Source organism: Actinospineispora eucalypti (assembly GCF_039543365.1).
Taxonomy (GTDB): Bacteria; Actinomycetota; Actinomycetes; order Mycobacteriales; family Pseudonocardiaceae; genus Pseudonocardia; species Pseudonocardia eucalypti.
Map to the genome: position 1 here is coordinate 1 of NZ_BAABJP010000032.1, position 13443 is coordinate 13443.

Annotated in this window: 13 protein-coding genes, 3 pseudogenes and 1 riboswitch; of the genes and pseudogenes, 8 read left to right on the top strand and 8 right to left on the bottom strand. The window is 67.4% G+C overall.

Annotation, left to right across the window (positions count from 1 at the left end; translation table 11 throughout):
• Window positions 1-600: 600 nt before the first annotated feature.
• From crcB (ABEB12_RS28135) to ABEB12_RS28150, 4 genes and pseudogenes are all read right to left on the bottom strand, one after another.
• A complete protein-coding gene (gene crcB / locus ABEB12_RS28135; protein ID WP_185060948.1) occupies window positions 601-969 on the bottom strand; it encodes a fluoride efflux transporter CrcB in 369 nt (122 codons plus the stop codon).
• A complete protein-coding gene (locus tag ABEB12_RS28140) occupies window positions 966-1307 on the bottom strand; it encodes a DUF190 domain-containing protein (RefSeq protein ID WP_185060947.1) in 342 nt (113 codons plus the stop codon). Before ABEB12_RS28140 ends, crcB (ABEB12_RS28135) begins: the two co-directional genes overlap by 4 nt.
• A 1-nt stretch (window position 1308) precedes the next feature.
• Window positions 1309-1803, bottom strand: coding sequence for a fluoride efflux transporter CrcB (gene crcB, locus ABEB12_RS28145; RefSeq protein WP_185060946.1), 495 nt, complete (start codon window positions 1801-1803; stop codon window positions 1309-1311).
• Between the two features lie 373 nt (window positions 1804-2176).
• Window positions 2177-2326 (bottom strand): annotated as a pseudogene (locus tag ABEB12_RS28150) (ATP-binding protein); the annotation flags it as partial.
• Window positions 2327-2986: 660 nt separating this feature from the next.
• On the opposite strand from ABEB12_RS28150, the gene ABEB12_RS28155 reads away from it, so the two are divergent.
• The 4 genes from ABEB12_RS28155 to ABEB12_RS28170 are packed head-to-tail and all read left to right on the top strand — an operon-like array spanning window position 2987 to window position 5989.
• On the top strand, window positions 2987-3559 hold the full coding sequence (locus tag ABEB12_RS28155; protein ID WP_345703209.1) for a tyrosine-type recombinase/integrase: 573 nt from the start codon (window positions 2987-2989) through the stop codon (window positions 3557-3559).
• Window positions 3556-4026 (top strand): DUF6283 family protein, encoded by a 471-nt coding sequence (locus tag ABEB12_RS42255; protein WP_221497705.1) that lies wholly within the window; start codon window positions 3556-3558, stop codon window positions 4024-4026. Before ABEB12_RS28155 ends, ABEB12_RS42255 begins: the two co-directional genes overlap by 4 nt.
• Entirely contained in the window at window positions 4023-4331 is a 309-nt protein-coding gene (locus tag ABEB12_RS28165) for a helix-turn-helix domain-containing protein (RefSeq protein ID WP_185060944.1), read from the top strand. Before ABEB12_RS42255 ends, ABEB12_RS28165 begins: the two co-directional genes overlap by 4 nt.
• Before the next feature lie 44 nt (window positions 4332-4375).
• A complete protein-coding gene (locus ABEB12_RS28170; protein ID WP_185060943.1) occupies window positions 4376-5989 on the top strand; it encodes a site-specific integrase in 1614 nt (537 codons plus the stop codon).
• 185 nt (window positions 5990-6174) lie between these two features.
• Here ABEB12_RS28170 and ABEB12_RS42260 read toward each other — a convergent pair.
• Window positions 6175-6282: pseudogene (locus ABEB12_RS42260) on the bottom strand (IS21-like element helper ATPase IstB); the annotation flags it as partial.
• A 247-nt stretch (window positions 6283-6529) separates the two neighbouring features.
• Here ABEB12_RS42260 and ABEB12_RS28175 point away from each other — a divergent pair.
• The 4 genes and pseudogenes from ABEB12_RS28175 to ABEB12_RS28190 all read left to right on the top strand — a co-directional run.
• Window positions 6530-7630 (top strand): tyrosine-type recombinase/integrase, encoded by a 1101-nt coding sequence (locus ABEB12_RS28175; protein WP_221497704.1) that lies wholly within the window; start codon window positions 6530-6532, stop codon window positions 7628-7630.
• The gene (locus ABEB12_RS28180; RefSeq protein WP_185060941.1) at window positions 7627-8571 is read left to right on the top strand and encodes a tyrosine-type recombinase/integrase; all 945 of its coding nucleotides are present in this window, start codon (window positions 7627-7629) and stop codon (window positions 8569-8571) included. Before ABEB12_RS28175 ends, ABEB12_RS28180 begins: the two co-directional genes overlap by 4 nt.
• Window positions 8568-9557 carry a tyrosine-type recombinase/integrase gene (locus tag ABEB12_RS28185; RefSeq protein ID WP_185060940.1) on the top strand — a complete coding sequence of 330 codons (990 nt, stop codon included), beginning with the start codon at window positions 8568-8570 and terminating at the stop codon, window positions 9555-9557. The genes ABEB12_RS28180 and ABEB12_RS28185 overlap by 4 nt, the downstream gene beginning before the upstream one ends.
• A 121-nt stretch (window positions 9558-9678) precedes the next feature.
• Window positions 9679-9948 (top strand): annotated as a pseudogene (locus ABEB12_RS28190) (ATP-binding protein); the annotation flags it as partial.
• Between the two features lie 399 nt (window positions 9949-10347).
• On the opposite strand, the gene ABEB12_RS28195 reads toward ABEB12_RS28190, so the two are convergent.
• The 3 genes from ABEB12_RS28195 to ABEB12_RS28205 all read right to left on the bottom strand — a co-directional run bounded on the left by ABEB12_RS28195 (window position 10348) and on the right by ABEB12_RS28205 (window position 12909).
• Window positions 10348-10953 (bottom strand): reverse transcriptase domain-containing protein, encoded by a 606-nt coding sequence (locus ABEB12_RS28195; protein WP_345703210.1) that lies wholly within the window; start codon window positions 10951-10953, stop codon window positions 10348-10350.
• A gap of 779 nt (window positions 10954-11732) precedes the next feature.
• Window positions 11733-12098, bottom strand: coding sequence for a DUF190 domain-containing protein (locus ABEB12_RS28200; RefSeq protein ID WP_185060939.1), 366 nt, complete (start codon window positions 12096-12098; stop codon window positions 11733-11735).
• 36 nt (window positions 12099-12134) lie between these two features.
• A riboswitch (Fluoride riboswitch) is annotated at window positions 12135-12212 on the bottom strand.
• Between the two features lie 22 nt (window positions 12213-12234).
• Window positions 12235-12909 carry a hypothetical protein gene (locus ABEB12_RS28205; RefSeq protein ID WP_185060938.1) on the bottom strand — a complete coding sequence of 225 codons (675 nt, stop codon included), beginning with the start codon at window positions 12907-12909 and terminating at the stop codon, window positions 12235-12237.
• Window positions 12910-13443 lie beyond the last annotated feature (534 nt).

Sequence of the window (13443 nt, forward strand, 5' to 3'; positions counted from 1 at the left end):
GCGCTGTCCATTTCAGTGGTCCCGCAAACCCGGCCCGGTCTCTAGCTTCGGACCGCTCGAACAGTTGGGCGCGGCGGGTGGTTGCCACCACACCTGGCGAGCACGTCGGCGCCTACGGAGGCGCCAGACACCGAGGGAACGCTTGTTCGACTACGATGGTCACGCCTACAGATCTGGGGTCTCGCAATCACGCTGCGGCATCATCCCAGGGCAGACGGATGATCTGGATTTGTTCAGGGTGGGTTGGACCTGCGGGGCTGCAGGAATCGCGCGGCGATCAGTACGCGTCGGAACCTGATCAACATGTTCATTGCGGCAGCCGCGATGCCATCGTGACCGGAGCCGGAAGGTCCGGCCTGGCCGCGTTCCTCTGGGAGCTGCACGCCGAGTTGACCAAGCCCACCCTGGCCCGGCTGCGTCGGGTGGTTGCGCGGATAAGCCGGGCGCATGATGGAACCCGAAACTGGTCGTCGAGCTGGACCAAACGCTGGTCATCTACACCACCATCGGTGTCAGGCGCGCGGTGATCGCACGCCACGCTTGGCCTATCGGTCGGCTGGCCTGGTTGGACTTGCTGGAGCCGCGATCGCTGGGGCACGCTCAGGTGGTGAGGGCGTGGACGGTGGTGTAGGCGAACAGGGTGGCGCCGAGGCCGGCGATCACGCTGACGGTGATGTTCGTGGTGGCGTAGAAGTAGCTTTTCTGCTCGAGGAGTCGCAGGGTTTCGTAGCTGAAGGTGCTGTAGGTGGTGAGTGCTCCGCAGAAGCCGGTGCCGAGTAGGGCGAGCAGTGGGGCGGGCAGCGCCAGGCCGGCGCCGGTGAGGCCGCCGAGGATGAGGCAGCCGGTGATGTTGGCGGTGAGGGTGCCCCAGGGGAAGAGGCTGTCGTGGCGTGCTTGTATGGCGCGGTCGATGAGGTAGCGCAGCGGGGCGCCGATCATCGCGCCGGTGAACACGAGTGCGACGGTCATGATGCGTGGTCCTGTTGGTGGCGCAGGATTTCGACGTCGTCGAGCAGGACGGTGGCCTCGCGCAGGAGTTCGTCGATGTCGGCGAGGAAGGCGCGGATGGGTGGCTCGGTGTCGATGATGATGACGATGATCGGTAGGTCCTCGGCGAGACTGAGGAGCCGGTCGGTGTGGATGAGTGAGGAGCTGCCGTAGCCTTCGCAGCCGCGCAGGACGGTGGCCCCGGCGAGGCCCGCGGCGCGGGCGCGTTCGACGATTTCGTGGTGCAGGGGCTTGTGGTGCCAGGTGTCGTCTTCGCCGACGAGGATCGTCAGCCGCAGGGCGTGACCGCTGACCGCCATGTCAGGCCGCCTTGTTCGGGTCGTGCACGGAGCCGGTCGCCGCTCGGGCGAGCCATACCCCGGCGATGACCGCGAGCATCGCGGCAAGGAGAGTTCCGGCGAGGTAGACGAACGCGAGGGCCACGGTTGCCGGTTGCAGCAGCGCTCGGGTCTCGGCGGTATAGGTGGAGAATGTGGTGAATCCGCCGAGGAACCCGACACCGAGGAACGGCCGGATGAGGCGGTGCACCGACCAGACCTCGGTGATCAGAACCATCAGGACACCGATCACAAAACAACCGATCACGTTGGCCAGGAACGTGGCCCACGGGAACCGGCCTGGTGGGGTGGGCAACAGCTCGAAGAGGCCGTAGCGGGCGAGCCCGCCGAGGCCGCCACCGAGGGCGATGACGAGCAACACCGCGCCGTGGGTCCGGGCGAGTTCACGCCGCTGCGTGGCGAACCGGAGATCGACGTCCGGATCGATGGGTTTGGCGAGGTCAATCTCCCTGCTCATGGGCGCCGCCTCCTACTTGAACGCACAACTGTACGACCCAAGTAGGGACTGTTGGCGGCCAGAGCCGCGGTTGTTCCGTGAGCCGGAGCGGCGAGCCCCACCGCCGCACGTTCCCGAGACTAGCCCGGCCGCGGCCGGGTGTGTCGCGTGGCTGTGCCAAACCTCACCCCGGATCACACACGCGCTCAGCCCACCAGGCCCCGCCCTGCCGCGCACGCACCCGCTCGTGGGGGCAGGGCGTGGGGGTCGTGCAGGGGTTGCAGGCCTAGATTGTCAACGGTCATCGAGAAGTCCGGGAGGGCGGTCAGCTGGGCTCCGGGCTGACGGACATCAACGTTCCGGGCTGATGGACATCAGTTCTCCGGGTGGGTGGTCAGTTCAGGGCGACCACCCCCTTTCCAGCGAGGGCTTCAGCGAGGCGGTGGCTGTCGCCCTTGGTAGTGACCAGGTGGGCGTGGTGCAGTAGCCGGTCCACCGTCGCGGTGGCCAGGGTCTTGGGCATGATCGTGTCGAACCCAACTGGGGCTGGCACTTGTTCGTGATGAGGCATTCCTGCTCTTAGCTGGGCTGATGGTATCCAGCGCGCCTCGCTGATCTTTCAGGTAATCATCCGCTATGTTAGGTGTCACCTTATCCAGTCAGGTGCGAAGAAGGTGTGCGGCGTGGCGGGTGGGTTGCGACTGATCCCGGGTGGTGGTGTGCCCGCCGGGCCGGTGAGCACGGATCCGTGGGAGTTTCAGGCCGAGTGCGTGGAGGCCTTCGTCGCGTCCTGGCGGGCGCGCGGGTTCAGTCCGGTGACGATCGAGAATGACATCGGTCTGTTGGAGCGGGCGCTGGCCGCGCTGGGCCGTCCGGCCTGGGAGGTCACGGCTGAGGACGTCGACCGGGTTGTCGGCGAGCTGGCGGTTGCTGGCCGGAAATCCTCGACCCGGCGGGGATATGTGCAGATCTTCAAGGACTTCCACCGGTTCCTGCAGGTGCGCAAGGCCGCCGAGATCGAGGCCGGGTTCGGGGTTCGGCTGGTGTGCCCGATCGATGAGTTCAACGCCTCCCGCCATGTCGGGGCCGATTCAGCGGAACTGGCGCCGCCACCGACGCCGGAGCGGGTGAACGAGTTTTCGAGTTCCTCAAGTCCCGGATCGCCGGCGCCCGCAAGTACGCGCCCGCCGCTCGGGACTATGCAATGTTCCGCACGCTGTATCACGCCGGGCTGCGCTCGGAGGAAGCGTCGATGTTGGACATGCCGGACCTGCACTTCGACCGGGGGCCGTTTGGCAAGCTGCATGTCCGATTCGGCAAGGGCGCTCACACCTCGGGACCTCGGCCGCGCTGGGTGCCGATGCTCGATGGCCTGGATCTGGTGCTGCACTGGTTCTTGCGCGATGTGCGCGGCAGGTTCCCCGACTCCCCAGTGTTGTTCGCCGACGAGTCCGGCGGTCAGCTGCACCGAGGCACGATCCGCAACCGGTTGCGGCGGCTGATGGAACTCGAAGGCCGCTCGCCGACCGAGTGGTTCAGTCCGCACGGGCTGCGGCGCGCGTGTGCCACCCATAACTATGAACGCGGTGTCGATCTGGTGGCCATCCAGCAGCTTCTCGGTCACTGGACTGTAAGTTCCACTATGCGGTATGTCCGTCCCTCGGCGACGTTCATCGAGGACGCCTACCGACGCGCGGTCACCACGACGTTGTCCGAGCTCGGCGATCCGGGTCAAGTTGGTCTCGCCGGCCCGTCTGACGGAGGTGGCAGGCGGTGAGCGCACCGTTAGAACATCGCCGTTACCCGTGCCAGCAGTGCCCTTGGCGCAGGGACGCCGACCTGGCGGACTTCACCGACGCGGACTTCATCAAGCTGGGCGCGGCGAACGGCCGGCCGGGGGCCGAGGCGTCGTTGGACGGGCCGATGATGTCGTGTCATCTCGATCAACCTGGCACTGCCCACGCGATGCGGTTGTGCGGCGGGTGGCTTGCCACGGTCGGCCACGATCACCTGGCCGTCCGGTTCCACGTTCTGACCGGGAAACTGCCCGCTGACGTGCTGGCCCCGGGCGAGGACTGGCCAGCGTTGTATGCAGACCTGGACGAGATGCTCGCTCACCGACCGACTCACCGACCATGTCGGCGGGCACCGGATGAGCAAACAGAATCCCAGCCGGCGTCCCCACCGGAATGTCGGACATCAGCGGGGGTTCATGACGGCGGGACGAATGTGGAGGAAGGGTGAGGATTCGGTGGCGGCTGCGGATGGCCGCGGCCCAACGTGAGGTGTGGACCGGCACCGAACTGCGCCGGCTGCTGGCCGACAAGGCCGGGTTGGAGCTGTCAGCGGCGTCGGTGTCGGCGCTGTTGACCAAAGAACCGGCCCAGGTGAAGCTCTCGACGTTGATCGCGTTGTGCACGGCGCTGCAATGCACCCCTGACGACCTGTTCGAGGTGGACACCACCCCAGTCGAGAGCCCCGCCGCGCCCCGGCCGGCCGGCGAGCCGAAGGTTGTCAATGAGCATGGCCGGTCGCTGCCGCCGCTGTGACCAGGCGCCCGATCGGACCGGTGATCGGTGATCGGTGATCGGTGATGGGCAAACGTCAGCGTGACTGCGTGGACTGCGGCGCCCCGGTCGGGTTCCTCGGTCGCGAGCACTGCTGCCTGTGCATGCGCCGCATGCGCGAGCAGGCGGCCAAGGCCTCCTGCCCCGACTGCGGCAAGCAGCGGGTGCTGCTCGACTCCACCGGTCGTTGCACGTTGTGCTCACGGCGCTGCACCGAGTGTGACCACCCGGTGCGCAGGGCCGACGCGAGGCTGTGTAAAACCTGTCGCCGCAAGGCCGAGCTGCGCACCCAACGGCAGTTATGCCCCCGCTGCGGCAAGCCCGGCTACCTGCGCGACGCGACCGGCTGGTGCGGCTCGTGCTCCCGCCCTCGCCCAGGCAAGCAACCACCCCGTATCTGCCGCCAGTGCGGGCAGCTGCGCCGACACTCGGGCCTGGGACTGTGCTCGCCGTGCTACCAACGCCAGCCAGCCCGGCTGTTCATCCGAGCCGACAACCTCATCGCTCGCCTCGACGACCCGCCTCGATGGCTGGGCGAGTTCACCGTCCACCTGTCCGCGAGACATAACCCCAGCAGCGCCTGCGAGATGATCACCACACTAGGCCGGCTGCTCACCAGCGAACACCCGAACCACCCGCAGACCATCCTCGAGCGCGCCCGCCGCCCGGGACGCTCCATCGGGCCCCTGGCCCGAGCGCTCGAGGACTTCTTCACCGCCCGAGGTCTGGCGCTGCCCACCGACCAGTCAGAGCGGCTGGCCGCCGGCCGCCGCCAGCGCCGCATCGACGCCGTCCCCTCACCACTGCGACCAGCCGTGGCCGCCTTCGACACCTCCCGCATGCAAGCCCAGCAGCGGGCCCGCCGGGCCGGCACCCGGCCTCGTAGCGATCACACCCTGGAAACAGCGCTGGCGATCCTGCGTGACCTCGCGGTGTTCCTCGTGTCCCAGCGTGGAAAGCAGGACTGGGCGTTGGTCGACGTGCATGACATCGAGGCGTTCCTGACCACCCTGCCGAAGGCACGCAAGCGGCGGCTGACCGTGCTGCGCCAGTTCTTCGCCTCCGCCCGGGCCCAGCGTCGCGTGCTGGTCGATCCGACCCGGGGTCTGACCGCGCGGGAATCGAATGCCTTCCGAGGCCGCACCCTCACCCGCGACCAGCAACGCGAACTGTTCCGGCGCTGGACCACCAACGACCAGGTCCACCCGCACGAAGCCCTGGTCGGGATGCTCGCGCTGCTGCACGGCGCCGCGAGCTGGGAAACAAGGACACTCAAGATCACCGACATCGACCCTCACGCCCAGACGGTCCGCCTCGGGAAGCGACCCCACCCCGTGCCGCTTGACCCGGCCTCCTGGTCCGCGCTGCAGCGTTGCCTGGCCCACCGACAGGCCTGGCCGACCGACAACCCACACGTGCTGGTCACCAAAGGCACCAAGACCGGCCGAGCGGCCGCCTACCTGTCCCACGTCCTGGACGAGTGCGGCTTCCCACCACAAATGGTCCGCTCCACCCGCCTGGTCGACCTGGTCAACACCCTCGATCCGAAACTCGTCGCGGCAGCGTTCGGCATGGACCCCCAAGCACCGTTGATCTACCTCGCCGACCACGTCGACGCTTGCCGGCTGCCGCAACCATGACACCGCGCAGAGCCGGCCCCGGCCGGCGAGCGCTGGCACCCGAACCGCTCGGACCAGACGAGCTGGAGGAACTCGCCGACAGCTCCGCGCGGCCGCCCGAAGGCTCCGCCGCCCCGCAGACAACCTGCTGAACCACTGACGTTTCGGTGCCACCTCGCACATGTTCGCGCGAACATGTGCGCTTTGCTGGGGTGGATGTTGCTGGTCACCGCGATCGAGCGGCGCTCGTAGGCGGCGTCGACGATCCGGTAGAACGCCTCGGCGGCGTCCGCGCCGACGGGCAGCATGTCGACCTATGCAGACTTGGTGACTATGCCGAGTCGGCTTCGTGGTCGGTCTGCTGAGCTGGGGGTTTCCTGGCAGAGGCTCGGCATAGTCGCGTGCGCAGAGAAGCCTCTGGGCTAGGGAGCAGGGCGCTTCCTGGACAGGAGGTGTGCGATGTCGGGGACGCGGAGGAAGCCTGGTCTGCTCGGTCCGCATGTTGAGGGATACCGGGCGTGGTTGATCGGCCAGGGATACACGCCCGGGACGGTCCGGAACATGTTGAAGGACTTCGGCCAGGTTGGCCGATGGCTGGTGATGGAGGGCCTGGACGTCGGGGAGCTGGACGAGCAGCGCATGGCGGCGTTCCTGGATGCACGCTGCGCTCGCGGACAGCGCCGGGTTGGTGGGCCACGCTCAATGAGGCCGGTGCTGAGTTATCTGCGCGAGGCTGGAGTCGTTGCCGAACCGGCTGGGGCGGCGCCGAGCCCGTTGGCCAGCCTGCTTGAGCGGTATCGGTGCTGGATGATCCAGGAGCGCAATCTGGCGCCGGCGACGGTCCTGCGTTACGAGAACACCGCCCGCCGGTTCCTGCGCGAGCAGGCGATGGTCGACGGGGTGTTCACGCCGTCGGTGTTGACCGGCGCCGACGTCAACGCCTTCTTGCTGCGGGAATGTGCTCGGGTGTCAGCTGGATCCGCCAAGGGGCGGGTAGCTGAGCTGCGCTCGGTACTGCGCTTTCTGTATCTGCGGGAAATCACTTCGTTGCGGCTGGGCGCCGCGGTGCCGCCGGTCGGTGGGTGGCGTCTGGCCGGCATCCCCAAAGTCTTCAGCGGTGTGGACACCCAGCTGCTGCTGCATAGCTGCGATCGAGACACCGAGGTCGGTGTCCGGAACTTCGCGATCATCATGCTGGTTGCCCGGCTGGGACTGCGCTCGATCGAGATTGCCCGGCTGGAGCTCGACGACATCGACTGGCGGGCGGGCGAACTGCTCGTGCGGGGCAAAGCACGCCGGCAGGACCGGTTGCCGCTGCCGGTTGACGTGGGTGAGGCCCTGGTGGCCTATCTGTCTCGGGCACACCGTGTTCAGCCGTCGCGCCGGTTGTTCCTGACCTGTCGGGCTCCACGAGCGCCGATCCGAGCGGATCTGGTCGGGGACGTGGTCGAACGAGCCTGCCTGCGCGCCGGTGTCACCCCGGTGGGGCCACACCGGCTGCGACACGCCCTGGCCGGTGGACTACTGCGCCGCGGTGCCAGCCTTGCGGCGATCAGCCGGGTTCTGCGCCATCAGGACCTGGCCACCACGGCCTTGTATGCCAAGGTCGACCTCGGCGCGCTGCGCACCGTCGCACTGCCCTGGCCGGGAGCGACACGATGAGCGCCTTGGAACAGGCCCTGGCGGACTACCTGCGGCTTCGTCGCTCACTCGGACACCAGATGACCGAGGCCGCCTGGCTCCTTCCCGGCTTCGTGACCTACCTCGATGCCCGCGAGATCACCACCGTGACGATCGAGGCGGCGCTGGCCTGGGCGCAACAGGCCAACGCCCCCAGCGGCTCTGGCAGAGCCTCGACCATCGGGCCGCGCCGGTTAACCGCCGCGCGGGGCTTCGCCCGGTATCTGGCTGGGATCGACCCAAGCACCGAGGTGCCACCGCTGGGGCTGATGCCACACCGGCCACGATGGCGCCGCCCGTTCATCTACACACCAGCCGACATCGACACGATCATGAACAACGCCTGGCGGACGTTGTCGCCGCCGCCGAGGGCGGCGACCTACTACACGCTGATCGGGCTCCTAGCCGCCAGCGGCCTGCGGATCGGCGAGGCCATCAAGCTCGACCGCGCCGACATCGACTGGGCACAAGGGGTACTGCTGATCCGCGAGTCCAAGTTCGGCAAGTCGCGGCTGGTTCCGCTGCACCCCAGCACCCGAGAGGCACTCCAGGATTACTCCCAGCTGCGGGATCGTCTCCAGTTGGGCTCGGATCAGCCCAGCTTCTTCACCTCCACCAAGGGAACGCGGCTGCTCTATGCGTGTGTCAGCCTCACCTTCCGGCAACTGGTCAACACCAGCGGCGTCGGCGCCGGCGCGCCCTCGCCGCCACGGTTGCACGACGTGCGCCACACGTTCGCCGTCCGAACCCTCCTGGGCTGGTATCGCGCCCGGGACAACGTGGCGGCCAAGATCCCGTGGCTGTCCACTTACCTCGGTCACCGCGAGCCCAGCCACACCTACACCTACCTTTCGGCCGCCCCCGAACTGCTGGCCATGGCTGCGGCTCGACGAGACACTCCCTGGCGGGAGGCCCAGCGATGACGCTCGTCGCCCCCACCCTGCAGGCCTTCTTCACCGACCGGTTGATCGGCCAACGCCAGGCCAGCCCACGCACCATCGCCGCCTACCGCGACACCATCCGCCTGCTGCTGGCCTACATTCACCGGCACACGGCCAAGCCACCTGCGCAGTTGGATTGGGAGGACCTGAACGCCACCGTCATCTCTGGGTTCCTCCATCACCTCGAGACCATCCGGGGCAACAGCATCCGCACCCGCAACACCCGACTGACCGCGATCCGCTCGCTGTTCTCCTACGCCGCGCTGCGCCACCCCGAGCACGCCCAGCTCATCGCCCACGTCCTGGCCATCCCGCCGAAACGGTTCGACAAACGGGTCATCGATTTCCTCACCGCGCACGAAGTGGACGCGCTGCTCGCCGCGCCGGACCCAGCCCGCTGGGAGGGCCGACGCGACCGGGTCATGATGATGCTCGCCGTCCAGACCGGGCTGCGGGTCTCCGAGCTGACCGGGCTCAACCGCGCCGACATCACCCTCGGCATCGGCGCACACGTGCGCTGCGAAGGCAAGGGCCGCAAACAACGCGCTGTCCCGCTCAGCCAGCCGCTGCAAGCCCTCCTCCACGACTGGATGGCCGAACACGCCGACCGCCCCAACGGCCCGCTGTTTCACACCCGCACTGGCCGGCGCCTCAGCCGTGACGCGATCGCCCTGCGGATCAGCACCCACGCCCGCACCGCCGGCCAACACTGCCCCTCGCTAGCCAGCAAGAAGATCCACCCACACACCCTGCGCCACAGCTGCGCAATGTCATTGCTGCAGGCCGGGGTCGACACCACAGTCATCGCGCTCTGGCTCGGCCACGCCGGAATCCGCTCGACCGACGCCTACGTCCACGCCGACATCAACATGAAGGAGAAAGCCCTCGCGCTCACCACGCCCGCAACCAGCCCACCCGGTCGCTACCGGCCACCGGACAAAATCCTCAGCTTCCTGGAGTCCCTGTGACTATGCCGAGCCTCTGACAGGAAACCCCCAGCTCAGCAGACCGACCACGAAGCCGACTCGGCATAGTCACCAAGTCGGCATAGGTCGATTTATGCGGATATCCGCATAAGTCGACGAGCTTGGCTACCTGCCGCTGCCCGGCGACGGAGCCTCAGCGCTGTTCCAAGTGATCAACCAGAGGTATCTGAAGTCCAGCACAATTCTCACCACAAATGTTGGTATCGCTGACTGGGCAACCGCATTCGGGGATGCCACTGTCGCCGCGGCGATGCTCGACAGATTATTGCATCGCGCCACCGTCGTCGGAATCGATGGGCCATCCTATCGACTCCGTTCCCACCAAGCCACCTCAGACAAACTCCGTAAGGCCGTGAACGCCCATGTCTCCTAACACCACAGAACAAGCGATCACGAAAACCTGCCCCATCTGCTGGGAACCGTTCACCGCCACCGGGCGCACCAGAACGACCAAGGTCTACTGCTCAACCCCGTGCAAACGCACCGCCGCCGCCCGACGCGAAGTCGAACGCACCACCCACCGACCAGGCCCCCAGACCGCCGGCGCACCAGCACCACCGATGCCCCAACCCCAGACCGTCGCCCAGCGAGACTGCCCCCACTGCGGCGGCCCCATCACCATCGTCGCCCTGCTCACCACACCCGAAGCAGCACGACCCACCATGCCCATCGCGGCACCCGACGGCGTGATCCCACTCCGCCGCCAATAACCACGCCGATATGCTGGCCACCGCCTCAGCTGGGGACTTTCGACGAGCACCCCCGGGGACTCTCACCGAGCGCCATCAGCCTTGAGGAACGCCTTCACCAACAACAGCACGCGTTTGTCCTTCACCCGAACACGCACACGGTCCATCAGGGCCGCGTGGTCGATCGAGTCAAAACACGCCTCGATATCCGCGTCCAGCACCCACTGATAGCCGCGGGAACCGAACATGTGGATCTCAGCGATCGCGTCCTGCGCCCGCCGCTTCGGCCGGAACCCATACGAGACCGGCAGAAAGTCGGCCTCGAAAATCGGTTCCAGCACCAGCTTCAACGCCGCCTGGACCACCCGGTCCGCGATGGTCGGGATCCCCAGTTTCCTGAGTTTCCCCGAACCACCGGGCTTCGGGATCCTGCGCTCCCGCACCGGCAACGGCCGGAACGAGCCCTCCTTCACGGAGACACGCAGGTCATCCAGGAACCCCGGAACACCGAGGTGCTGCTCGACGCCGGCGGCGGTGAGACCGTCGACACCGGGCGTGTTCGCGCCCCGGTTACCCGCGACCCGGGCGAACGCCACGATCAGCGTCGCCCGGTCATGCACGAAGTTGAACACATCGTCGAACCCGCGGCCAGGATCGGCCGCCGCCCAACGGTGAAGCTTGGCCTGCATCTCCGATACCCGCTGCCACGGCCCCTTCGGGACCTCGGCCGGAGCACCACCGTTCGGTGGTGCGTCTGTCGGCATTACAGCCACCATCTCCTATCCATCCGCTGCCGCCCTTCCCCATGCACCGGGCTTTCCCCGGCTCGGAGTACTACGGCGACTCCGCCCCGCTCCAGACCGATCGGTCGACGATGAACCCAACCCAACCATCCACAACGGACTTGCGGAGGAAGGCGAGACCCGAAGCGGTTCCCGTGTTCACTGTGGTTCGCTTGATCGAGGAGGAGCCCGACTCTGCCCCTGCGGTCTCGCCACGCCTACGCCGCAGGCCTTCAGCACGGCCTCCCGAGCCGTCGGCTTCACCACCCAGAAGTTCCCCAACCGCCGCTACAGCGGCAGGGACGCACCGCTCCCGGCCCACATCCACCAGATTCGAGCCGGTAAAGCATTGAGGGGCTTTACAACATCGGTTCCTCGCGTGCTCCTCTCGATCCCGCTCGCCGGACCCGTACCATCTGGCAGTACTGGCACGTCCCGGCTTTGTCAGGGCTGCTCCCAGCCTCCCCGGCACCTCCCGGATCAGCCAGCCCTCAGCTCCTGCCAGGCCGCTGCGACGACCCGACGGTGGCGGTCTCTCACCTCCACTCAAACCACAGCGCCTCACGGCGCACGAAGCCCGTGCTCAACGCCTTCGCCATCACCTTCAGCAACCGCTGGCCGGCAGCTGAGAGCTACTAACCGAACCGCCGGAAACACCGATCACGGGATAGACCCAATCGATTCATCTAGAGCTTGGACCACCAGTGGGCGTGTTTGTGTTCGGGTTGCGTGTAGTGGACGGTTTCGACCTTGTCGAGCGCGACGAGTCCTTGGATGTCGAGATCGTCCAGGTGTGGGAGGAACTCGCGGATTCGTTCCTCGCGGTCCGTGACGATGATCAGCACGGGCAGGTCTTCACCGAGCCGGAACAGATGATTGGTATGGATCCGCGAGCTGGCGCCGAAGCCCTCGATGCCCCGAATGACGGTGGCGCCGGCGAGCCCGGCCTTGTGCGCGCGGTGCACGATCTCGGCATACAGCGGTTTGTGATGCCAGTGGTCGCTTTCGCGGACAAAAATCGACAACCGGAGTGCTGGTCCCGTGTTCCGCATGGGCTGAACCTCCTGGTCGCGAGTCATCGTGGCGCACGCTGACCAGGACCTATCAGCCTCTCGGTGAGGCGGTTCGGGCCGAAAGCCCTGGCGAGATCCATCACCACGTTCAGTACAGCCCCGGACACGCTGCGAGTCAAGACACAGCGGTGGACCTGGTGCCTATCGCACACACGTCGACGAAATCAGCGCGCGCCTTGCCCGTCTTCTGGCTGACCCACCGGTCTCGCAACCAGTCCGGCCACGAGTCCAGCACAGCGGTGCAATACAACGACGCCGAGTCACTACCGGGGTGGGCGCGAAGCTCGCAACGCACGGCAAGCTCGGCAGCGCAGTCCTCGGCCGGCCGATCCAGCAACGGCACAGGCGCCAACCCGCCCACCAACCGCCACGCATCAAGCGATCCGACAAGCAGGTCCCGCAATCCGCGGTCACCACCCGCGCCCCGCACCACCTCCACCGCCAACCGCACCGCTCTCGCGGCTGAGCGGCGGCGAGAACGCCTCAACCACCATCCAGCCACCCCACCCCGAGAAACCGTGCGGGCGGCCGCGGACGCCTCAACGCGTAACCGGTCCACCACGCCAGCACCGGCCAAAGGCAGCGCCGCACGGCTCGCGGAAACCGCCACGACCCGCGCGGTCTGCGCGGCGTCGGTCACCGGCACAGAAGCCAACCACGGGGCCAGGGGCATCAGCGCCGGACGCTGCGCATCGCTGGTCGCGTCATTCACCGCGACCACCAGCGCCGCCACAGTGGACGGCACCCCGCCCGGCCGATCGGTCCAATACCCACCCGGCAGCGTGCTCACCAGCTCAAGCAAACAACCACCGCGAGACGGATGCGAATGCCGCCCCGCGGCAAGAGGCCGCACGTGCACCACATCGCCGTGGCCCATACCACAGTTTCTACGACCGAAACCGCTGGGAACGCAAGCCGCGGCGTCGGTGACCGGCCCACGCTCACCACCCCGCCAGGGGTTCGCGACGCCTCTCTATCTGTCACGGTGTCGAGGACCACAGTCGTAGCGACAGCCACGACGACGTGAGCTCGCACAACGACGCGCGGTTCGAGGACTCGCACGACCTGGACGTCACCCACACCTGATCGACCCGCATGTACACGACGGCCGGTCCCCGAGCACACTCGGGGACCGGCCGTTTCGTGTCAGCGGGCGCCGTCGGTGGCGAGCCGGACCCCAGGGCGACCAACACCACACCGGCCAGACCCTCCAGCCAGCGGTGCACCACCGGGCGGCGGTGGTCCGGGGCGGCCCCCGCTGGGTGGAGTCGACCATGCGAAGGATCGGTCGTGAAGCGTCGTAAATTGTCGGACCCGTCTGCGA